Annotated in this window: 10 protein-coding genes and 8 pseudogenes; 10 read left to right on the top strand and 8 right to left on the bottom strand. The window is 59.6% G+C overall.

From position 1 onward, the window contains the following. Nucleotides 1-253: 253 nt before the first annotated feature. Nucleotides 254-2,671, bottom strand: coding sequence for a hypothetical protein (locus tag PHI64_RS15540; protein ID WP_299884411.1), 2,418 nt, complete (start codon nucleotides 2,669-2,671; stop codon nucleotides 254-256). Next, nucleotides 2,671-3,594, bottom strand: coding sequence for a PIN domain-containing protein (locus PHI64_RS15535; RefSeq protein ID WP_299884408.1), 924 nt, complete (start codon nucleotides 3,592-3,594; stop codon nucleotides 2,671-2,673). Before PHI64_RS15535 ends, PHI64_RS15540 begins: the two co-directional genes overlap by 1 nt. Before the next feature lie 363 nt (nucleotides 3,595-3,957). Between PHI64_RS15535 and PHI64_RS15530 the strand changes: the two genes are divergently transcribed. Beyond that, on the top strand, nucleotides 3,958-4,767 hold the full coding sequence (locus tag PHI64_RS15530) for an FRG domain-containing protein (RefSeq protein WP_299884405.1): 810 nt from the start codon (nucleotides 3,958-3,960) through the stop codon (nucleotides 4,765-4,767). A gap of 245 nt (nucleotides 4,768-5,012) precedes the next feature. Here PHI64_RS15530 and PHI64_RS15525 read toward each other — a convergent pair whose 3' ends face one another. After that, nucleotides 5,013-5,405 carry an H-NS histone family protein gene (locus PHI64_RS15525; protein WP_299884402.1) on the bottom strand — a complete coding sequence of 131 codons (393 nt, stop codon included), beginning with the start codon at nucleotides 5,403-5,405 and terminating at the stop codon, nucleotides 5,013-5,015. A gap of 232 nt (nucleotides 5,406-5,637) precedes the next feature. On the opposite strand from PHI64_RS15525, the gene PHI64_RS15520 reads away from it, so the two are divergent. The 3 genes from PHI64_RS15520 to PHI64_RS15510 are packed head-to-tail and all read left to right on the top strand — an operon-like array spanning nucleotide 5,638 to nucleotide 11,655. Further along, nucleotides 5,638-8,124: a TerB N-terminal domain-containing protein gene (locus PHI64_RS15520; RefSeq protein WP_299884399.1), complete on the top strand. Its 2,487-nt coding sequence runs from the start codon at nucleotides 5,638-5,640 to the stop codon at nucleotides 8,122-8,124. Continuing rightward, nucleotides 8,121-9,416 (top strand): ATP-binding protein, encoded by a 1,296-nt coding sequence (locus PHI64_RS15515; protein WP_299884397.1) that lies wholly within the window; start codon nucleotides 8,121-8,123, stop codon nucleotides 9,414-9,416. The genes PHI64_RS15520 and PHI64_RS15515 overlap by 4 nt, the downstream gene beginning before the upstream one ends. Beyond that, the gene (locus tag PHI64_RS15510) at nucleotides 9,385-11,655 is read left to right on the top strand and encodes a DEAD/DEAH box helicase (protein ID WP_299884394.1); all 2,271 of its coding nucleotides are present in this window, start codon (nucleotides 9,385-9,387) and stop codon (nucleotides 11,653-11,655) included. The genes PHI64_RS15515 and PHI64_RS15510 overlap by 32 nt, the downstream gene beginning before the upstream one ends. Nucleotides 11,656-11,983: 328 nt before the next feature. On the opposite strand, the pseudogene PHI64_RS15505 reads toward PHI64_RS15510, so the two are convergent. Continuing rightward, nucleotides 11,984-12,277 (bottom strand): annotated as a pseudogene (locus PHI64_RS15505) (IS5/IS1182 family transposase); the annotation flags it as partial. 160 nt (nucleotides 12,278-12,437) lie between these two features. Between PHI64_RS15505 and PHI64_RS15500 the strand changes: the two are divergent. Continuing rightward, nucleotides 12,438-14,477, top strand: a complete 2,040-nt coding sequence (locus tag PHI64_RS15500) for a methyl-accepting chemotaxis protein (protein ID WP_299884392.1) — start codon at nucleotides 12,438-12,440, stop codon at nucleotides 14,475-14,477. Nucleotides 14,478-14,968: 491 nt separating this feature from the next. On the opposite strand, the gene PHI64_RS15495 is transcribed toward PHI64_RS15500, so the two are convergent. The 3 genes and pseudogenes from PHI64_RS15495 to PHI64_RS15485 form a co-directional block, all read right to left on the bottom strand. Then, nucleotides 14,969-15,109, bottom strand: a complete 141-nt coding sequence (locus PHI64_RS15495; RefSeq protein ID WP_299884390.1) for a hypothetical protein — start codon at nucleotides 15,107-15,109, stop codon at nucleotides 14,969-14,971. Between the two features lie 248 nt (nucleotides 15,110-15,357). Next, a pseudogene (locus tag PHI64_RS15490) lies at nucleotides 15,358-15,900 on the bottom strand (ISAs1 family transposase); the annotation flags it as partial. A 467-nt stretch (nucleotides 15,901-16,367) separates the two neighbouring features. Next, nucleotides 16,368-16,565 (bottom strand): annotated as a pseudogene (locus PHI64_RS15485) (transposase); the annotation flags it as partial. A gap of 84 nt (nucleotides 16,566-16,649) precedes the next feature. Here PHI64_RS15485 and PHI64_RS15480 point away from each other — a divergent pair. Next, nucleotides 16,650-16,859: pseudogene (locus PHI64_RS15480) on the top strand (ATP-binding protein); the annotation flags it as partial. Here the strand turns inward: PHI64_RS15480 and PHI64_RS15475 are convergent. Then, nucleotides 16,847-17,071: pseudogene (locus PHI64_RS15475) on the bottom strand (integrase core domain-containing protein); the annotation flags it as partial. The pseudogenes PHI64_RS15480 and PHI64_RS15475 sit on opposite strands and share 13 nt — an antisense overlap. A 253-nt stretch (nucleotides 17,072-17,324) precedes the next feature. Between PHI64_RS15475 and PHI64_RS15470 the strand changes: the two are divergent. The 4 genes and pseudogenes from PHI64_RS15470 to PHI64_RS15455 form a co-directional block, all read left to right on the top strand. After that, a pseudogene (locus PHI64_RS15470) lies at nucleotides 17,325-17,444 on the top strand (transposase domain-containing protein); the annotation flags it as partial. A gap of 127 nt (nucleotides 17,445-17,571) precedes the next feature. Next, complete coding sequence (locus PHI64_RS15465) at nucleotides 17,572-19,500, top strand: PAS domain S-box protein (protein ID WP_299884388.1); 1,929 nt, start codon at nucleotides 17,572-17,574, stop codon at nucleotides 19,498-19,500. A gap of 286 nt (nucleotides 19,501-19,786) precedes the next feature. After that, nucleotides 19,787-20,509 (top strand): annotated as a pseudogene (locus PHI64_RS15460) (ISAs1 family transposase); the annotation flags it as partial. 11 nt (nucleotides 20,510-20,520) lie between these two features. Continuing rightward, nucleotides 20,521-20,725 (top strand): annotated as a pseudogene (locus PHI64_RS15455) (IS21 family transposase); the annotation flags it as partial.

Raw genomic sequence — 20,725 nt, 5'->3', positions numbered from 1 at the left:
AAAGCTGCCATTGAGCCTTGACGTAGCTCGAGCGACAGCTGACTGACTCATAGCTGCCACCCCTTCCGCTCGCCGTGAACGTCGGCAAAGGCCGAGGTCCAGCCGTTGATTCGACGGACTCCTCCTCGGCTGAAGCCGCCGGCCAGCTTTCTCAGAATGGACGACGGCTTCATGACCCAAAGCGGACATAATCGGACTCGAACTTGGCGCAGGTAAGCAGACTCTCTACTAGACCTTCCATTGGGAAGAGCCGCTAAGTCTCATGCTCGCCGGCGCCATATCGGTATTTACGCAGCTCTATGCCTTCGTCCGCCCGCTGACGCTCTTGAATGATGAGCTGATTTAGCCCTTTAACTAGCCAAGCGGCAAACGTGCGCACACGAGGGTCTTCGTCGGCAGACCAGGTCAGCATGTCTTGGCGCTTCCGCTCGAACGCCTCTGCCATTCCGTACTCACCCATGACCACGCCGGTGGTCTCCAGTGCAGCAGCCAATTCATTCCAAGCAGGGGAGTTCTCGGGTACCACTTTGACGATTGACTTTGCCGTTTCCAGAATAGGAGCTCCACCTCCGAAGGAACGTAGCACGCTCAGAGAGAAGTCGATATCCGTTGGGTCAGCGCCCGCGATGAGTTCCTGCAACAAGCCCGGAAGAGGATCGGCAAAATTCGGGAATGCCGCCTTTAGCAACCGGGCGCCGCCGCGGTAAGGAAACATTGACCGATCGTCGTCATCGAACCCATCACGCAGCGCCCGGACCAAGGCCTGTGGCTCCTTGGCCAGTACCTTGTTGAGTTGATGAAGGTGATCCGGGACTGCCTCGAACGCGTCTTCCTCGAACACATTAGTTTCGCGGCGGCGTTTGTGCTCGGTCGCTTCTTGCTTCAGCCGACTCACGAGAAAGTCGAGCACCGACAAGCTGTCATACGCGCAGACCGCCGCGAGCACTTCCTCGGCCTGATAGTCCAGTTTGCTCAGCGATGCCAGGCTGCGCAGCACCTCGGACCGCTCGTCCGCGTCCATGTTGGCAATCAGCGTCTTGAAGTCGCGGTTGAACCAGACCGCCCGCGCCCAATCAGCGTTACCGCGCTTGGCCAATTCGTGAAGGCCATGCATGAAGATACCTTTGGCCGCGACGACGCCTTCGCCATGCAGGCGGGCGGCGGTACCCATCGCGTGAACAATCACGTCGTCGTTGTCGAGTTCTGAACCCTTGTGGATCACGGCGGACAGCGTTCCCAATCGCCGCTCACCACCCTTGATGAGCGATTTTGCGACCGCAATCAGATGCGTACCAGCGGCGATCCAGCCGTCGGCGATTGTCACAACGTCATCGCTCTGGGGCCCGACCCATAGTCCCGCCATCAGCGCGATCTGGAAGGGCCCCATCGTCTCTTCATGGGCCGTCAGCAGTTCAAGAGCTAGCTGCGGCCTGCGCTGGCCCAGCAACTCCAGGAATTCGTAGTAGACAGGAAACGTGGCAAGGTCGTCCGAACGCGTCTTGCTGAACTTCAGAATGCGCGTACGCCATTGCGTTTCGTTGTCGTCGTTGATTTCGGCGACGTACTGGTGAGCAAACTCGCGACGTTTCTCGTCGGTGTACTCCCAGGCAGCCTCGGACTGCCGTAGGTCCTCCCAACGGCCGAAGATTCCCTCGAAGCCAATCAACTGCTTGTAAATCTGGTACTCCGCGTGTTGGTCTAATGAGTCGCGAATCCTCAGTGCAGCAGCCGCTATATTCGGCGTTGCGGCATGGTAGTACTTCCAATAGGTTTGGTGTTCAATGAACTGCACCAGCGGAAGCGTCTCTGCGGTCACGAGTCCTTCCACAAACGCCAGTACTTCTAGCGCATCCCGCTCGAACATTGCGGCCGTAGCCTCATCGAGAGCCGGCCGTTCGTGGCGCATCGCCTCGCCGAGGGTGCTCAGGACGTTCTTCCGGTATCCGACGGACTCACTGAGCGGGTACATGCGCTTGAGAAGCGCAATTGCAGCTGCGCGCAGTGGGGCCACGCCCCAATCGCTAGTGACGGAGCCACGGCTGATGGTTACCGCTTTGTATGTCCACGTGTGGCCCTCCATCGAAGCGGCCAACGCACGGCGCAACCCGCTAAAGACGAGGTCTGCATTTGCCACCAGGGCGTCGTCGTCCAACCGCGCAAGGCGCGCCACGATATCAATCTGCGGCTGCGCACCTAAGCCGTGCTCGCCGTAGAAGACGTTCAGATCGAATTCCACCAGCGACTCGAACGCCCGCCGGGCTTTGCCAGCGACCTCGGTGTCCGAGGATTTGGACAGTGCTAGCAGGAAGTCAACCAATGCAACTGTGTGCAAGTAGCGCACAGGGGTGGTCGCTTCGATAGCCTCACGAATTAGGTGTCCTGGTGACCTGAAGCGAATCCGGGACTCCTGAATCGGCTCGCCATCCATGGTGAGCGTACGATGGCGCACCGATTCGACAAAACGCGTCAACAACGGGAGCACGGCCGCATGGAACTTTGGCGTTAGCACTGCAATCGTCTTCAGAGCGTTAACTAACTCGTCATAGTCCGTGCCGGTGAGTAACGTCTGCTCAACGTGCGCCATTTCCTCCCCTAGTCGTTGTTCGACTGACTCGGAGTTGGCTGTCACAAGCTTGGCGAGCGCCGCGAGACGCAGTTCGATGTTTTGCATCAAAGACCCTTCAGCAAAGCGAGTTGGACGGCCTCGCTGTCAGCAGCCTGTGCAGCTTGAGCTGGATTCGTTGGAATTAGGTGGTGGCCCGTATCCTTGAATACGCCGGACAGCACCAATGTGCGGGCCTCGTGTTCTGCGATGGCCCGGTTAATACCGACGCGTTCCAGTGTGTCGAATAGCTTGTCCTTAGCCGGCGAGCGGAGAACCTCGTTCACGCCCAGCACGATGAGGTCAACGTTCTGAAAGGCCTGGCTGCGCAGCTGATGTAATGGCACGGGCTCCGCCGGCACGGGTGGATTAATCGGCAGTGCAGTGTTTGCACCTTCCACAGTACCAATAAGCGGCTCCACGTTCTCGAAGACCTCAAAACCCTGATCCCTCAGAGCCCGCCTGAGCTTACCATCGGCCACCAGCGCGCAAAGCCTTCCTGGCTTGCCCTTGAGGTCAAGGGCGGCTTCAAGAATCCAGGAATCCGGGATGTCCTGGCGTCTAGTCTCGCGGGGCTGGTCGGAGTTGAACGGCGGCGCGCAGTCGAAGTAGCGCTTCCACGCGTTCGTCGTGTGAGCGTCGGAGATTGCCAGCACCTCGATCTTGTTTTTAACAACGATCCTGTCGAAAACCTCCTTAGAGTTGCGCGCCAACTCCTCCTTGGTCCAGATGTCCAACGAGGGCTTGGGCAGGCTCTGGGACAGCATCGCCAGCAGCCCTTCGCTCACCTTCTTGAGCGTCGCGTGAATACGCTCCACGTGCTCTACCAGCTTGGCAAGCAAGTAGGTGCGCTCTTCCTCCAGAACAATGTGCGGGATGTAGATCTTAAGGAGTCCCTTGCGAGAGCGGAGCAGCAGCCGCTCGAAATCCGGATGCTGGAAGTGCATCTGGCGCAGCATGCTGGTGTCGATGACGACGTGAAAGAAGTCCATTAGTCAAGTGCAAGAAGTTGGCGAATCAGCCAGGAGATACATGCGATGATCGGGCGTATATCCGTAACACAGGAACTCCCACGGGCAGATACTAAGGTTGTTCTGACGTGGTCCACGTCGGCCTTCCGCTCCTAGCCGGCTGGCAGCCATTCTAGTCCGTTGGCGTCAATGCCCGCAAAGGCCGACGAGGCGACTGTCGCCTGGTGGCAGGCAGTTCGTCGGCCGGAGCTGCCGCTGAACCCTCGCCGCTTCGGCGGCGGGTCCCAATCCGTTACCGGCCATCGACCCCGAGACTGCGGCGTACGACTCCGTAACCGCTTGCTTCGCACTAAACTAGCGCGTTTTAACGTCGCAGGAGTGGATGTGCCCGACCAGACTCTTTGCCACGGCGGAGATCATTCCCCACAGTTGCCTCCTCCGCCTGGCTTACGCGTCATCCCAGTTGAATCCTGGGACCAGCTTGTCACCTACTTCCGTCAGATGGCAGTCAAGAACCGAGGCTTCATCTTTAGGGGGCAAGCTGATGCCGCCTGGGACCCGGTGCCTTCCTTGTATCGGAAACTGATTGGACCGCACTCCCAATGGTCGGAAAGGGGCGCTCTTCCGACACTGCTAGGGAGCTTTCGCCGAAATATCGTTGGGCTGCGAGGTGCAAACCCCCCCGCGCTCTCTGACGATCAACTGTGGGCGCTGGCCCGTCACCATGGGATGTACACGCCGCTGCTCGATTTCACGAGCTCGCCCTATGTTGCAGCCTACTTCGCATTTTCGGATCGCTCAGTCAAAGATGAGTCGCAACGAGCAATATGGGCTCTCAATCTATCGTACCTACCCGATAAGGAGGCCAATCCGAGCGTGATCGTCGACGAGCTCGATCCAATACTCGTTAGCGGGTCATCAGATGGCAATATGCGGCTCAAGGCCCAGGCCGGACTGCTCCTTAAGCTGCACCCTGAACGGCCCTTGCGCGAATGGGCAGATCAGCAAGGTGCGCGGTACCCCAATCAGAACATCATGTTGAAGTTCGAACTGAATAACTACGACCGATGTGCAGTCTTGTCAGAGCTTCGAGCTATGAACATTACGGCGCTTACGCTGTTTCCCGACTTCGACGGTGCAGCTCGCCAGTGCAATGAAGCCATGGATGAGTTCTTAATTAGAAAATCGGAGTAGATTTCACGGCTTTGGCCTTAGGCACGTTCAGCAGAAGGCCGGTCTGCCGACAACGGACTCTCTCGGCGCCTGTGACCGCCACGTCGTCGGCCGAAGCTGCCAGCCATCCTGCGTCGAGTGAGGAATGACTCTAGGTCGCTGTTCGACGGGCTAGAAGTCAGTCTGGCGCCAGCGAGTCGCCACCCTAGGCGGCGGCCCGCTTCGCCATACGTGCCCCCAGCGGGAGCACGCGATTTACGTGTCCCTTACGTGGTCGGATTCGACACGGCAAGTGCCTCAAGAGCGCCGCCATTCTGCAGATGCTCGACGACCCAGTTGGGCTTTCTGCCATGTCCGGTCCAGCCTTGATCGGGATTGGCAGGATTGCGGAACTTGATGACTGAAGGCTTCTTGTCCTTCACCGCCTTCTTCTTCGCAGGCTTGCCAGCTTTCTTTTCTTTGGGCGCCGTGACTGAGGCTGGAGCTTCGTTCTTTCCCAGGACTTCCGACAGGCTGTAGCCCGCTTCCTGAGCGAGCTTTTCCATGCTCTTGAGCAACTGGGAGCGGGAAGTACGTTCGCGCTTCTGCAGTTCAGTCTCGATCTTGCGTTGAAGTTTCTTGAGCTCGGTAAGACTCAGTTCGGCGAGGTCTTTGGACATGGATAGGGCTTTCTGTTTGCGAATGGACGGTGACAGTTTGTCAGCCAGCAAGGAGTGATTCAGAGATGGGGCGTCTCTTTTGAGAGCAGCGTCTGAATTGATTGTGATTCATCGCACACATTATGAGTGATTTTTTGGGCTGTAGAAAGCAGCGTGAATCGCGAAGATGACGGGTGGCTGAGGTTAAGTGTCGTTTCACTTTTTTCAGTGAGGCAGATTCCGATTGATGGCTTTGACCGCCCTGATCAATAAACGGTTTCGCCCAGCTGATTCAGAATTGCCTCCCGCGGCTCCCGATACACTGCTGACCCTGGAAATCATGGCTAAGAAGAACGCAGGCTCAAGCATGATCCTTGTGGGCGCGATGGTTGTTGTTGGCATCGTCGCTTCGGTACCCAAGGAGGTTTGGGGCACACTCTTTGTTGCAGGTGCCGTGGTTTTTTTGATCAGGGTGGTTGTAAAGATGATGAGTTCGGGGAGTCGAGCCAAGCCGGTTTCCCGCGTCGTGAGTGCGCCACCTCTGGGAGGAGCGCCTGCTTCTCAAGATACTAGCTGCCCTGCTCCTGCATTCAAGGTGGAAAGTGCCGCGATGCAAAAGGACGAGTTCGCGTCATTCGTACTGAGTGTTGAGCCTCAGACGGCAGAGCACCGGATTCCGATCCCGGAGGGCCCCATCGGCAGTCAGTGGAAGTGGGTTCCCGCCGGCGAGATGGTCACTGTCGCGGGTTTCGAGATATCAGGTGGTTTGCTCTACGTCGGCTCGGGGCTTCGAGATCGCTATGGGCAGATCGACCCAGCGCTGATAAATCCGAAACTGAGTGTCGCGTCTACGCCGGTGGTGACCTCGTTGCGACTTATGGGCTATTGGTCGAGCTACTCGGATGTCACACCAGATGCGCGGCGTGCTCACCTGCAGTGGCTCGCGGATGGTCGTCGTGATCCGAACGCAGACATCGGCTATGTGTTTCTCTTCTTCTATGGCCTGGAACGTAGGGCCTTGGTTGATGTAACTACTGACCCCGCTGCCAAGGCCGACATTCCGGCCATCAAGGTCGAGGTCCAGCGCCTGCTGGATATCTACGCTGGCAGCAATTCGTTCCGGCAGTATGCGACGCACTTCCTGGCGTACCTGGATGCTGGAACGCTGGCGGTGAAGGCCTACCTGGATGCGCCGCCCGCCATTCCTGAGCGCTGCTATGAGCTCCCTTTGGGATTGAAGGTCGGTCTCGGTCAGCTTGCTGCGGACCAGCAGCCCGTGCCGGCCAACTGGGCGCTGGCCTGGGCACTTGCGGACCCCAACATCTCGCGTCGCACCGCAGTGACGCGATGTGGCGCGGAGTTCGCCCAGCTTTTCCAGCGAGAGTACGCTGCAGAGCACGGAGAGGGTTTTCTCCTCCGGAATAACAAGACAAAGTTGCAGTGTTCATACCAGCCGGCTTCCAGGGGGTTTCACGGGCAGTCGTTCCAGCAGAGCCTGGGAGGTCTGCCAGACGTCTCTGCTGTGAAGGTGCCCGTCCAGAAGCTTCAAGCCCTTGTCGACAGCTGTACTACAGCCCTGGAGCCCTACAGCCGCTTTGTTGGCCGCAATCCAGACAAAGCACATGCTTTGGAGGCGCTACTGCAGTTGCCTGTTGATCTATGGCCCGCAGCCGTGAAGGCCGAGCTGGATGATCTGAAAACGCGGGTGGGCGACGGGATGGTCGTCATGTCGTTCGGGGAGCTTTCCGGGCGACTCAAGAGCGCGGGGCCACTGTCGCGTGACAAGGTGATCGGCTTGGCGCGGGCCTTGCAGGAAATCCAGCTTGGCATGGAGCCGGATGTGCTGGCAGGTGCCCGTACCCCCAAGGCGGAGGACAGGATCGCACTGTTTGCTGCATCCGCTGACGAAGGAAGCCAGCGGGAGGGAGCGGTGTATCAGGCGGCAGCCGTGACGCTCGACCTGGCATGTATGGTGGCGCTCGCCGATGGCGACGCATCTGCTCAAGAGCTTGTGACCCTGACGCGTTACATCGACTCGTGGAGCCATCTCAGTGTCGCGCATCGCAAGCGTCTCAAGGCGCACCTGAGGTTCGGTATCGAGCAGCCCGCCACCCTAGCAGGCGTAAAGAAGAAATTCGAGCATCTGGCCGATGATGCCCGTCGTTCGATAGCGCGCTTCCTTGCTCACCTCACCCAGGCGGATGGCGTCGTCAGTCCCTCGGAAGTGAAGTTCCTCGAGCGGGCGTACCGAGCGCTGGGGCTCGATACCAAGCTCGTCTATACCGATCTTCATGCAAACGATGCGCCGGTGCCCTCGACCGCTGAGGTGGCCTCTGTGAGCCCGAAGCCGCAGGGCTTCAGCCTCGACCCGGCGCGGATCGCCCAGCTCCAGAAGGAAACCGCAGAGGTTGCTGCCCTTCTTGCGAACGTCTTTGTGGAAGAGGGCGAGCAGGAGCGCACGGAGGTCGCTGCAGTGCTGCCGGAGGAAGCGACCGAGCAGGTGCAGACCGGGCTGTTGGGGTTGGATGCGAACTACTCCGCCTTCGTACGCTTGCTGGTGACCCGTAGTACCTGGCTCCGGGATGAGCTGATGGATGCTGCCTCGGATATGGAGTTGATGCTCGATGGGGCACTCGAGCACATCAATGAGGCTGCGCTGGATACCTGCGATGCACCGCTCACCGAGGGTGATGACCCGATCGAGATCAATCAAGAAGTTCTGGAGGCGCTCCCTGTATGAGCACGATTCGCGCAAAGGACCGTGATGCGGTTATTCAATCTCTGCGTGCGGGGGTTGTCCCGCGTGTTGGCCAGCATCTGATTCAGGTCGGACGAGTCAAAGAGCTTGAGGCGCTGATGAAGGATGCCGACCGTGTCGCTGATGCGGGCTCGGGGTTTCGGGTCGTCATCGGTGAGTACGGCTCCGGCAAAACCTTCTTCCTCAACCTGGTACGCGCCATCGCGCTGGAGAAGAAGCTCGTCACCATGCACGCAGACCTGAACCCGGACCGGCGCCTTCACGCGACGGGCGGTCAGGCGCGTTCGCTTTACGCCGAGTTGGCCAAAAATCTGGCGACTCGCACGAAGCCTGAGGGCGGGGCCCTGCCAGGCGTCGTTGAGAAGTTCATTTCACAAGCGAAGGCCGAGGCCAAAGCGAGCGGCAAGCCAGCAGAAGCCGTCGTTCGAGAGAAACTCGACCATCTGGCTGAGATGGTGAATGGCTATGACTTTGCGGAGGTCATCGCTGCTTACTGCCGAGGCTTCGAAGAAGGCAACGAGCAGCTCAAGGCGGATGCCGTGCGTTGGTTGCGAGGCGAGTTCACGACGCGGACCGATGCACGTGCAGCACTGGGCGTGCGAACCATCATCGATGACGCCTCCATCTATGATCAGCTGAAGCTCCTGGCGCGTTTTGTCCGTCTTGCGGGCTACAGTGGGCTGATGGTCTGCCTGGATGAGTTGGTGAACCTCTACAAGCTCTCCAACACGCAGGCACGTAATGCCAACTACGAGCAGATCCTGCGCATCCTCAACGATTCCCTGCAGGGTTCAGCAGAGGGGTTGGGGATTGTGCTGGGCGGAACGCCGGAGTTTCTCCTGGACACGCGTCGAGGTCTCTACAGCTACGCGGCCTTGCAATCCCGGTTGGCGGAGAACACCTTTGCCAAGGCTGGCATGGTGGATTACTCCGGTCCGGTGCTGCGCCTGGCGAGCCTTACGCCCGAAGATTTCTATGTGCTGCTCTGCAAGCTCAGGCATGTCTATGCCTCGGGGGATGAGGCCAGGTATCTGTTGCCTGACCAGGCCATCCCCGCGTTCATGTCGCACTGCGCGGGAAGGCTGGGAGAGGCCTACTTTCGCACGCCGCGGACGACGATCACGGCGTTCATCAACTTGCTGGCGGTACTCGAGCAGAACAGTTCTGCCGACTGGAGAGAGCTCGTTAATTACGTTGAAGTGGAACAGGACAGTGGTGGTGCGACGGATGTGGCCCTAGAGGATGACGACGAACTCACCAGCTTCAAGCTCTGACGGGGGCTCGCAAGGATTTGCTCTGCTGGATGCGCGTATCCAGCGTTGGATCTGGAGAGAGGGCTGGACCGCACTCCGTGATGCCCAGGAGAAGGCAATACCCGCGCTGATCGACGCGGACCGGGACGTCATCATTGCGGCCGCGACCGCTGCGGGCAAGACCGAGGCGGCGTTCTTCCCCATCCTTACGCATATGCTGCGTCACGAGCCAGACATCGGTTCGGTGCTCTACATCAGTCCCTTGAAGGCGCTCATCAATGACCAGTGGGGGCGGCTCACGGGGCTATGCGACTCACTCGATATTCAGGTCGTTGCGTGGCACGGTGATGTAGCAGCGAGCCGCAAACACAAGTTCATCAAGGATGGCCGGGGTGTGCTCCTGATCACCCCCGAGTCGCTTGAAGCCTTGTTCGTGCGTCGTGGGACGGCGATGCCCGGGCTGATGTCGAAGCTGCGCTATGTCGTCGTGGACGAATTACACGCCTTCATCGGCTCCGAGCGGGGTAAGCAGCTCCAGTCGCTGATGTGCCGCCTCGAGCGGTCGGTCGGCCGGCGGCTACCGCGGGTGGGCCTGTCGGCGACACTCGGGGATATGGGCCTGGCTGCCCAGTTCCTCCGCTCAGACAATCCCAACCTCGTCGATCTGATCGAGGCGGGCAGTGGCGGGCAAGAGCTCAAGATCCTCATCAAGGGCTATGTTGAGAAACCCGCTCGAGCCGAGGGGCAGCCTGAGATCGACGATCCCGAGGTGGAAGACCTTGCTCCCGGGAGTACCCTGGAGGTGGCCGAGCACCTCTACAAGGTGCTGCGGGGCTCAAACAGTCTGGTATTCCCAAACAGCCGCAGGCAGGTCGAGCTTTACTCGGATCTGCTTCGCCGGCGTTGTGAGCAGGAAGGTGTGCCGAACGAATTCTGGGCACACCATGGCAGCTTGTCGAAGGACTTCCGCGAGGATGCCGAGAGCGCTCTGAAGGACGGCTCCAGGCCAGCAACCGCCATCTGCACCACCACCTTGGAGCTCGGCATCGACATCGGTGCCGTGAAGTGCATTTGCCAGATCGGTCCGCCTCCTTCCATCGCAAGCTTGCGGCAGCGGTTGGGGCGCTCCGGGCGTCGAAAGGGTGAACCAGCGATTCTGCGAGGCTACTGCATTGAGCCGGAGCTCGGTCCAAAGTCGGGGTTGTCGGATTCGATCAGGGAAGGGCTTGTCCAAACGATCGCGATGGTGCGCCTGCTCCTCCGCGGGTGGTTTGAGCCACCCAGAGTCGGTGGACTGCACTGTTCGACCCTCATCCAGCAGATTCTCTCAGTGATTGCCGAGCGTGGCGGGGCTACGGCCGGTGAGCTTTGGGCCCTCCTTGTGAAAGGGGGGCCGTTTGATGATCTGGACCGCAGCGATTTCGTATCCCTGCTTCGGAACATGGGCGACAAGCAACTCCTCACTCAGGATAGCTCCGGTTTGCTGCTACACGGTGAGCTGGGTGAGAAGCTGGTGAATCACTACGAGTTCTACGCCGCCTTTACGTCCGACGACGAGTTTCGTCTCCTCTGTGACGGCAAGACCCTGGGCTCACTCCCGGTTTCGCATCCACTGTTGCCCGATCAGCGCGTGATTTTCGCTGGACGTCGCTGGCGGGTGCTGGACGTTGATGCCGAGAACAAGGTGATTGTCGTGACGCCTGACAGAGGAGGTGCGCCTCCGGCCTTCGATGGCGGCGGTGCCATGGTGCATGACGTGGTCCGCCAGGAGATGCGTGCGGTGTTGGCCGAGAGCACGCCGGTACCATTTCTCGACCAAAGCGCTGCAGCCCTGCTGGCAGAGGCCCGGGACTACTATCGTCGAGCGAATCTGCACACATCCCAGATGTTCCAGTGGGGGCACGAAGCGGTGCTTGTTACGTGGCGGGGGGATGCGGTGAATGATGGTTTGGTCATGCTCCTGGCGACGATGGGGCTACGTGCCAACAATGAAGGCGTTGCCTTGACTGTGCCGGGGGTGTCCACGGACAGACTGCTTGATGCCGTGGCAAAGATAGGCGAGATGACCGACCTTGATCCCGTCCGTATTCTGGCCGAAGCGAAGAACATTCTGCGTGAAAAGTGGGACTGGGCGATGCCCGAGGAGCTATTGAGGAAGTCGTTTGCGTCACTGAATTTGGATCTCGATGAGGCCAGACGATTTGCTGCGGCGCTTAGTCATCCCCGCCGAGTTTGTTCCGAAAGGTTTGGTTCAGAATGAGATATGGCTGACGATGGCTTGTGTAATTGTCAGGACGACAATTGATGCGCTAGCTACGTTGGGAACGCACAGCCCGCGGCTGGGGCGATCTTAGGAGGAATTGTGGCTAAGGCAGGTATATCTGACCGGCAGAAGCTGGAAGGCTGTCTGGCAGGCGCAAGAATGGTTCTGGAGGGGAAAGAATGCCTCGGACCTGAAAGTTATATCGGCATTTCTCAAGCGACAGATTGGACCAGGATGGACGGTTGTGACGGCGGCGCAATGGCTGACAGGGAAGGGCGCCTGAGAGCCCATTGAGCAGATGGGGCCGGAGTCAGTGGCCGGTGGGTGTATGCCCGTCGTAGGGATTGCCCGGAAAGGCCCGAGCGCCGACGATGAGGTTGACTTTCTCCGTCGTGGCGATGCTCACTTTCACCCCGAATTCGTAGGCCTGGTGGGCCTTGCCCTTGCCGATGCACTCGACTTCCGGCGCGTGCAGGGCGTAGAGCTTGTGTTTGTCCTTGGGCCGTTGGGTGTGGATGCGCCGGAACTGTTTGGCGTGGGCGTAGCCACCCTCTCGGCGCTTGAGGCTGGGGCCTTCCTTCTCGAAGGTCTGGCGCAGCACCACGCCAGCCCGCTTGGCTATCAACGCCCTGGTATCCGCGCTTGGCTCGAGGAGTGGGAGGACAGCGCCCTGAATTGATCAAGATCAACTCACCCCGCATCTTCAACATGCACCGCTCAAGCTGAGCATGCCATATGCCGATGAAAATAGTTCGACCCACTAGCAAAAAGAGAAAAGCATGGGAGCATTTCCAGGCAGATTCGGGACTAGCATTGCCAGTAAGCTCAATGCAGCACTGTCATTGATCATTTTCGTCGTCTTTCTGATCGCCGGCCTATCCCTCACCCTCTGGCTGGGTGATCGGCTGGAGCAGCGTGGTATTCGCGAACTCCAGACCACCAACCAGCAGATCACGGACATGATGGAGGCCTTCTCGAACGCACTCGAGGACTCGGCAAGCCTGCTCGGCGCCACCTTCGCAGCCAACCTACCTAAAAAGATGAGTAGCGATCCGGCGCGCCCCATGCAGTCCGGTGAGCGACCAATCCCCACGCTGAAAGGGGGCGACGTTGTCTTCAATAACAACTTCGCTATGGTCGATGAGTTTTCTCGCCTAACTGGCGGTGTGGCGACTTTGTTCGCCCGAGACGGCGACAACTTCTATCGCATCGCCACCTCCCTGAAGAACAAGGCCGGCGAGCGGGTCATGGGCACTATGCTGGACCAGAAGCACCCGGCTTACCCGCTGGTTCTGGCCGGCAAGCCTTTTGTCGGGAAGGCGACCTTGTTCGGTAAGGATTACATGACCCGCTATGTTCCGATCCGGGACGATGGCGGGCGGGTGATCGGAATCGCTTTCGTGGGGCTGGATCTCACCGACAGCATCAGGGCACTTAAGGACAAGATTAGGGCCGTGCGGGTCGGAGATACCGGCTATCCCTTCGTGCTGGATGCAAAGGTCGAGCCTGGTATGGCCGTGATCCACCCGTCCGCCGAAGGAAAGAACCTGCTGGATGTGAAGGACAAGAATGGTGTTGCAGTGATCCGCGGCTTGATCGAACAGGGGCGGGGCATCAGCCAGTATTGGTGGCAGAACGCTGGCGACAAGGAGGCGAGAGAGAAGCTTGTCGCCATGCAGCCTTTCGAGAAATGGGGTTGGCTTGTGGCAACCAGCGCCTATGCCGACGAATTTGTCCACGAGGTGCGGATGATCCAGATTCAGATCGTAGTGGCTGCGCTCCTCGCTACGGCGATTCTCGTGAGCGCCATGATCGTAATGAGCCGGCGCTGGATCACCCGCCCGCTCCAGCGCGCCGTTTCTGTTACCCAGCGGGTTTCCGAAGGGGATCTGACCCAGCACATCGAAACCGATTCTACCGATGAGGTGGGAGAACTTCTGAGCGCCCTTGACAACATGAGCGCCCACCTGCGCAGCATGATTGGAGAGATCGACGCGGGCATCCGCGGTCTTGCAGACAATGCCCGAAAGCTGTCAGTTGCTTCGGATGCGGTCGCCTCCAGTTCCGGAACCCAAAGCCAGTCCGCGGTCGTGATGGCGAGCGCGGTGGAGCAGATGACCGGCAGCATCCAGCAGGTCGCCGAGCACGCCGAATCGTGCCGAGGGCTTGCGGAAACCTCGGGTGATGTATCCGAATCAGGCATCGAGGTGATTAACCAGGCGATATCGAGTATGTCCATGATCGCAGATACCGTACGACAGTCGGCCGAAGCGGTGCTGCATCTGGGAGACGAGTCCAAGGCGATCTCCCGCATCGTCAACGTGATCCGCGAAATCGCCGACCAGACCAACCTGCTGGCGCTCAATGCCGCCATTGAAGCCGCACGGGCCGGCGAAGCAGGGCGTGGATTTGCCGTGGTGGCCGACGAAGTGCGCAAACTCGCGGAGCGCACCTCGCTGTCCACTCAGGAGATCACCCGGATGGTGGACGACATCCAGAACGGTGCCGAGACGGCTGTGGTAAGCATGAAGAAAGGAGAGGGCCAGGTCGAGGAAGGCGTTGCGCTCGCCGGTGAGGCCGGCGGCCGGATCTCTGACATCAAGACCGGCGCGAGCCAAGTCAGTAGTGCGGTGATCGGCATCTCCGACGCCCTACGCGAGCAGAGTGCAGCCACCCGTGAGATTGCCCGCAATGTCGAAACCATCGCCGAGCAGGCCGTGCATAACCACACTCAGGCCAGCGCAACTGCAGACACGGCTCGTGAGATGGAAGTGCTTTCGATACAGATCCGAGCCAGTATCTCTCGCTTCCGAACTTGAGCCGGACAATGGCGAGTTGCAAAGCTTTGGGGAGCGTGGACGGGATCTTGAAAACTTGGGCTGGGACGGTAGCGGCTTGGGCCTCGAGCGCTTACCGGCGATTCACGATGCGAGCGGTAAATTCCGGGCAAAGCGGGGCAACAACAATCAGGCTGGAGCGTTTGTCGAGCTGATTAACGCTGATGGTTTGACCTCTACCGTTTACTCCCTTGAAAGACGTTTCCACCAGCGGTGGGAACGTGATTGCACCTTTTCTGCGCAGCGCTCAATCGCGCGCTTCACGCTTTCGTGGCGAGAATCGACCAGCTCCGCGATTTCGAGGCTCCTCATTGTCTTGGCGGCGGCACATTCGGAACGCCGTGCATTGCTGACCGACCTGCATGGAGAATTTGAGCTCCCCAAATTTGGGGACCCCTAGCCAGGAAAATGACTCGGATCTGAGCCAACTTCGCAAAGATCAGGACACTAACTAGGTGAAGCCTGCCCTTACGTCACCGCCCTGCGAAACCGCCCACCAGCCTCGACAGCCCATCCATGTACTTCGATGTCACCACCCACGCGAGGGCCGATTCGGTCAGCAGCCCCTTCGGGATGATGCGGATGGGCGACGGCGTGACCTTGATGACCGACATCACCTACAACGCCGTGGTGGAAAGCTCCTTTCAGTTGCTCAAGCGCGAACGGATCAAGCGCCAGATCTACCTGAGAGTACGCTGTAGAGCATGGAGAAGGGGTGCGACGCATGCACGAACCGGTCCCCGTGGTCGGATGTTGGCTGCAGCGTGTGGTCCAGGGCGACTTCAACTACCACGCCGTACCGGGCAGTGCTGACCGCCTGGATGCGTTCCGCAAGGACGTGTCTCGGACGTGGCTGCATGCGCTTCTTCTCCAGGATCTTCGCGGCAATCTCGCTCTGGCAGCCCATCGCGTCGATGGTGACCAGGTAGCCCTTGATCAGGAGCGCATCGAGCAGCTCCGGGATGGCCGTGATCTCATTGCTCTTGTCGTTCACCTTCTGTTGTCCCAGCACGAGGCCGCAGTCGGTGGCAAAGGCACTGACCAGATGGATCGGCGAGGTGGCGCCATCGCCCGAACCGCGCACCGTCTTGCCATCGACCGCCAGGGTGCCACTGGCCACGGCCGGCACGAGCCCGCCCACCCAGCGCCGGAAGGCCTCTTCGAAGGCGCGCGGATCAAGGATGCGGAACACCCGGTTGAAGGTGTCGTGAGACGGAACGCCGCCTTCGAGCTTCAGGAAACGCTTGAGCCAGGCCGTCTTGTGCTCGGCCCAGAACGCCATCTCTTCGAAACTGTTCATGTCGCAGAGCACCGCGCAGACGGCGATCGCCAGGATATCCTGCAGGTCATGGCGACACGCATAGCCCGCCCGGCGCGGGTCGTTGATCTCGGCAAGGCAGCTCATCAGGGGCATCGGCGCGGGCGTTTCCATGATCGTCGTCCAAAAGACGAGAGTAGACGCGATTTGCGCGCCGTCCACAAGGTGCGGCTGCAAGCGTATGAACGTGAACGACTTTCAGGTGGCGTGAATGCATTTGGAGTAAGCGGCGCGGCTGATGACAATTAAGTGCGTAGGCCCTGACCCCTGGTGGTACAGCGGCGCCAGTTTGCAATGAACTGAGTCATAGCGCTCCGACGCCTCTGTGCTTAGGATGCTCCCATGTCATCCTATAAAACACCTATGGGGCCCATTTTTGAGCTCTCAACTACCACTATGTGGCGAGCCACCACCAAGACCGGAGAGGCACAGGTCTTTCACCTCAAGCTCATCGCACTGGACTGGGCGGGGCCCGGGGGCATCGTCGAGAAGGTCGAGGATCTCCGCGGCAACGCGAACTCTCCCAAGTAGCTGAGGGGCTGGGTCAGTACCCTGATGAATTCAGGTGAAACCTCGGTGCCAGACTGCTCGGCCAGGAAACCCTGGATCTCGCGAATCGTCACCCCGCGCGCGTACATGGCGACGATCTTGTCATCGAAGCCGGTAAAGCGCCGCTCGTACTTCGGGATGAGCAGCGGCTCGAAACTGCCAGCCCGGTTGCGCGGCACCTCGATCCGCAAAGGCCCGTCTTCGTTCTCTGCCGGTGGCACCGTTGCGGTGATTACTGCTTCGGTGTGCTGGACGTCAGCCGCACAGTGAAATGGAACGTGGAACCTAGCTTCCTCATCACCAGCAACCGCACCGTATCTGAATGGGGCGTGGTCTTTGGCGACGCGATTGCCGCCACCGCCATCCTCGACCGCATGCTGCACCACAGCCACGTCATCACCATCCGTGGGGATAGCTACCGCCTCAAAGACAAGCGTCGCGCCGGGGCGGTGTTCCACCAGCCCGCGGCCCCATCAACCAGTCATCAACCCGTGTAGGGGGTCAGTTCCTGATATCGCCAGGGGGTCAATTCCTGGTGTCGCTTGACAGTTTGGCAGCCGATCCCGTGGTGAGGTCGGTGCCAGTTGTAGAAGTGATTCCAGAGCGGCAATGCGGCGCGCCGCTGCTCCGAGTTTGCGTAGGCATGCCCGTAGGCCCATTCGCGCAAGGCGGACTGGATGAATCGCTCAGCCTTGCCGTTGGTCTGGGGCCGGCAGCGCCCGCGGCCAGATAGCGGCTGAGCCGCTTGCGGGCGGTCACGGCGCGCCGCCCCCGCCTGCGATGCAGACAGACCCTGTTCGGTGATGGCTTGAACCATTTCCAGGCGACGAAGGGACGTCAATCGGGCATTCTTGTGAGTGTTCATCCGGGGCAGGCTCTCGAGGTGACTGGGGGTTTGGCGATTTCCAGTCTCTCAGAATCTCTCCGGGTGACCACCTGAAAGAACCTATTGAACCTTCACACGCCTGAATGAGCGTGAGCCCTACGCCTACTTGAAGGATGTCCTCACCCGCCTGCCGACTCAGCCGCGGAGTCGGATCGGGGAGTTGTTGCCGCACTGGTGGAGGCCGGATTCAGCCTGAGGCTCGGTCAAGAGGGGATTGCCGGGGGCTTACGAACAGATCACTATCCGCGTGCTGTACTCAATAGCATCAGCCACCCTTTGACTTAGACTCAGGCTGATCCGTCATTCTCTGAAAAGCAGTGCGCATGATTGCTCCGACCCCATCAGATGAGAAGCAGCGACTAGAGGTTTTGAGAAGCCTCAACCTGCTGGATTCGCTTCCCGAGCCCAAATTCGATCGGGTGACAAAGCTCTTGGCACGATCCCTGCGCGTTCCAATCGCGTTGGTTTCGCTCGTCGACGAAGACCGCCAGTGGTTCAAGTCGAAGGTCGGTCTTGATGTGAATGAAACACCCCGCGACGTGGCGTTTTGCGCTCATACGATCCTGCGAGGAGAGCCCCTGGTTGTCTCCGATGCGCGCTTGGATCAACGCTTTTCAGATAATCCTTTGGTGAGGGGGGCGCCGAATATCTGCTTTTACGCGGGGGTGCCGATCAGGACATCCGCAGGCCATCGACTCGGCACCCTGTGTGCGATAGATAGCAAGCCGCACAACTTGACGCCGGATGAACTGGACACCTTGCGTGATCTTGCGGAGATGGTCAGCAATGAAATCCAGCTGCGGGAACACTTGATGGCGACGACTAGCCGTCTCGAGCGCTCTCGGGAGGCCGCGCAGGCCAATGAGGCCCGCTACCGGTCGATGTTTGAACTCGCCTCTGTGGGGATCGCTCTGGTTGCACCGAATGGTGCCTGGATCAGCGTGAACGACGCGTTGTGCAGCATTGTTGGCTATGAGGCCGACGAATTGATGAAGCGGACCATTCAGGACATCACCTATCCGGGTGATCTTAGTGCGGACTTGTCACTGCTTCAGCAACTGATCGACGACAAGATTGATCACTACCACATGGAGAAGCGCTACCTGCGTAAGGATGGGCAGGTGGTCTGGATTGCTCTGGGCGTCACCAAGAAAACGGATGCGTTAGGCCGGTTGGAGTACTTCATCTCCATCATCAAGGATATCAATTCCCGGAAGATCGCTGAGGAGAGCCTAGCTGCCTTGCAACGTGAGCTTGAACAAAAAGTCGAGGATCGAACGGCTCAGTTGCTGGAGGCAAATCGTCGCTTAGTCGAGGCCATTGACCAACAGATCAACTCGGAACGCCAACTCCGCAAGCGTGAGGCGGAGCTCCGGACCATCCTGGAGAACACCTACGATGCATACATCGCTCTGGATCAAGCTGGCTTGGTCACCGCATGGAACCAGGAGGCTGAGAACATTTTTGGGTGGTCTGCCTTAGAGGCAATGGGCCAGCCACTGGAAGAGCTTATCGTGCCTGCTGGCATGGCTGAGATGCACCGTTCTGGTCTGAGTCGATACCGAGCAAGCGGGGCAACGACCATGCTCGATCAGCGCCTGGAGATCCCTGCTCGTCGCAAGGACGGTTCGACGCTCACGGTAGAGGTACGCATCAAAGCCCTCGATATCGATGGACAGGCCGTATTCAGTGCCTTCCTGCACGACATCACAGAGAGGAAGGAGGCAGAAATCCGCCGGGAGCATGAAGTACGTCAGGATGCGCTAACGGGCTTGCTCAACCGGCGGGCGCTGGCCGAGGTACTGCCGAGGGCGATGGCCAGGGCTGATCGCAGCGGGAAATACTTGGGCCTCCTGTTCCTCGACCTCGACGGATTCAAAGCGGTGAACGATCGTTTTGGGCACGAGGCGGGAGATCAGGTGCTATGCAGGGTGGCCGCCGCAATCAAGAACTGCATCCGCGAAACGGATTGTGCGGTCCGCTTTGCCGGGGATGAGTTTGCCGTGGTCTTGGAGGGACTGATGAGCGGCTACCCCGATGCTTTGCGAGTCGCCGAGAAGATTCTGGACGCTATTTCTGGCCCGCAGCACTTCCATGGCCAGAGCGTGGAGCTTGGTGCGAGTATTGGGGTGGTCGTCCACGCATCAGGAGAGGAGCGGTTACCTGCTGCGTTGCTCAGAGAGGCAGATCACTGGATGTATCGAGCGAAACATGCCGGGAAGGGGGGGGTACTGTCTCCTTACCTTGTTTAAGTGATTAGGACGAACTTCAGCGAAATGGTGAGCCGTCCCGCATTTGGTGCTGGCCCGATACTCTGAGAGAATTGAGCATGACCTAATTGAACAAACTTTTCCCCGAGGTCCGCTAGAGTTGGCGGATCAGGACCTCTTTCTTCCTGAATTCTAGAATCTGCCCTGAACACTGCTGATTGGCTCAGGCATCGAAATACTCGATTTGCTGCCCGATGCGCAGTTGGGACTGGATGGCCAGGATCCATTTCGGATCGGCCAGCACGCGGTCGATGGCGACGCGTAGCCGATAGAGCGTAAGCCCCCGGCAAACTCATCTTCCCCCAGCCGCTTAGCTCGCTAACCCAAGCGCGCGCCGCTGCCACCTGAACTGCCGCGCACCGAGATTCGCCATGAGCCGGACTCCACCATCTGCGCCTGCGGCTGCCCGATGCAGCGTATCGGCGAGGACGTCAGCGAGAAGCTCGGCTACACGCCGGGGATCTTCACTGTCGAGAGCCATGTGCGCGGCAAGTGGGCCTGCCGCCCCTGCCAGACGATCCGCCAGGCGCCGGTTCCGCCACAGGTGATCGACAAGGGCCTGCCCACCGCCGGGCTCCTCGCCCAGGTGCTGGTCGCCAAATACGCCGATCACCTGCCGCTCTATCGCCAGGAAGGCATCTTTGCCCGGGCGGAAATGGCGCTCGCGCGCTCGACGCTGGCCGAATGGGTCGGCCTCTGCGGGGTTCTCACCATTGATGCAATGGGCACTCAGACAGCCATCGCAGACGAGATCCGTGAGCGGGGCGCCGACTACGTGTTGTGCGTGAAGGACAACCACCCGAAGCTGCTCGACTCGATCCTGCTGGCCCAGGCAGGCGTTGGCGGAGTGCTGCAGGCTGCCTCGAACTGGGAGAGCCACAACACGGGACACGGCCGGGAAGAATGGCGCCGCTGCTGGGCTTTCGACGCGGGCGACAGGCTTTACAAGGGCGATCAGTGGCGCGAGCTGCAGAGCTTCGCCCTCGTCGAGCACACACGCCGTACCCGAGCCAGGGCCACGAGATGCTGTTTGATGCGCACACGCGGAGCTTTGCGGCACTGGGCGGCATTCCGCGGCGGGGGATTTACGACAACATGAAGACCGCCGTCGACAGGGTCAAGAAGGGCAAGGGCCGAGTGGTCAATGCCCGCTTTGCCGCGATGTGCTCGCACTACCTGTTCGACGCCGATTTCTGCAATGTCGCCA

The organism is Zoogloea sp., from assembly GCF_028689785.1.
GTDB lineage: Bacteria > Pseudomonadota > Gammaproteobacteria > Burkholderiales > Rhodocyclaceae > Zoogloea.
This window is presented reverse-complemented; position numbering and strand designations above follow the sequence as displayed.